The 1,956-nt window shown below is 38.1% G+C and carries 1 pseudogene; it reads left to right on the top strand.

The features are described 5' to 3' along the window. Positions 1–1,956, top strand: a pseudogene (locus tag EFD62_RS17260) (hypothetical protein); the annotation flags it as partial.

Here is a 1,956-nt window from a genome sequence, read left to right as displayed (position 1 = left end):
GAAGAGTAGTAAAGCAGCTTGACCATGAGAATAATGAGCTATTTATAGAATATAACGAAGAGAATTGTGAAAACACCTTTAAATGGATAAAAAGCGGTATAACCCGTGTATATAAATACAATTCGGATATGCTTCTTACCGAAATAAAATATGATGACGGAAGCGTACAGAAATATACCTATGATGACAATCTTAACAGAAATAGTGAGACCGACAGAAATGGTAACACAACATATAAAAAATACGATGATAGAGGCAATTTAATAGAAATAACCTCACCACTAAGACTTACAACAAAATACAGCTACAATGAGAACAACAAACTGATAAAATCAACCTCCCCGGGTGGCGGAGAGGTGACCTTTGAATATGATGAAAAGGGCAACCTTTTAAAACGTACCATAAAGACGGGAAGTAGCAGCTATTCCGAGGCGTCATTTACCTATGACCAATATGGAAGAATAATAACCTCAAAGGATGCAGAGAACAACACAACAAGATTTGAGTACGGAGAGGAAGAGGCAAACAAACCGATACTAGTAAAGGATGCTGTCGGAAATATACTCAAATATGAATTTGATAAAGTAGGACGAGCAACATCAGTAACTACAGGCTATGGTACAGTGAGGCTAAAATACGACGACTGCGATAGAATAACCCATATAACCGACGCTGAAGGAAATACAACAAGACTCGGTTATGACAAGGCAGGGAACATGACAGGCATTATTGCTGCTAAGCAGTATGCAGAAAAGGGCAAAGACGGAGCAGGATATACCTTTACATATGATGCAATGGATAAGCTCATAAAGACCATTGATCCATTGGGGAATGTCTTTTCAGTAAAGTATGATGAAAACGGCAATAAAATAAAAGAGATCAATCCGAACTTCTACAATCACACAGAGGATGACGGTATAGGAGTAGAATATAAATATGACACCAACCATAGAAGGATAAAGACAATATTCCCAGATGGGAATATGTCCAGGATAAAGTATGACCCTCAAGGCAACATAATAAAGACCATATCCTGGAAGGATTATGATAAGACTTTGGATGATGGCCCTGGTATGCAGTACACCTATGATGAAATGAACAGACTTACGTCAATAATAGATATCGAAGGAAATACCATCAAAAAATACGTATACGACGAAGACGGAAGAATTGTAAAGGAAATAGATGCGAAAGGGTACATCAGTGCAGATAATGACGAAGAACGGTGGGGAACTATATATAAATATAACCTTGCCGGCTGGCTCCTTGAAAAAAGGACTCCATTACAGCATAAGAATGGAGATATATACTATAACATAAAAGAATATGTACATGACAGAAACGGAAGAGTAGTGCAGGAAAAAAGATCTCCTGAATATGTTACAAAAACAGGATATCCAAAGAAGTGGAACATAATAAACTACAAATATGATCCAAACGGAAATCTAATAGAAGTGACCGACAGCCTTGGAGCGTGTATAACTTACGAATATGACTGCCTAGGTAAAAAGACTCTGGAGAAAATTAGGATAAACGAAAAGAAACAAAGAGTAACCCGGTATGAATATAACGGTATGGGAAAACCGGTAAAAGTAATACGTGAACTGGATGGTGAAGACCTTTCAGGTTACAGTGATGAAAAGGTTTTCGCTGAGACATTATACAAATACGACAAAAATGGCAACCTTATCGAAATAATCTCTCCGGAAGGCTATCTGACTGTATTTAAATACGACGATGCCAACCGAAGAATAAAGAGCACTCTGTATCAACCGCAGGACGGGGTAAAATTAAAAGGAAGTGCATACTGTGCCATTTTAAATACAAGGGCTCGAAGTGTAAGTTATGAGTATGACCGGGCTGGCAACATCATAAAGCAGATATTTCCCAACGGAGGTACCGTAGTAAACGAATATGACGAAATGAACAGAAAGATAAGGGTTACCGACCCTGACG

The sequence above is a fragment of the Acetivibrio mesophilus genome, assembly GCF_004102745.1.
Classification (GTDB): Bacteria; Bacillota; Clostridia; order Acetivibrionales; family Acetivibrionaceae; genus Hungateiclostridium; species Hungateiclostridium mesophilum.
The sequence above is the reverse complement of the archived record's forward strand: the minus strand, read 5'-3'. Positions and strand labels throughout refer to the sequence as shown.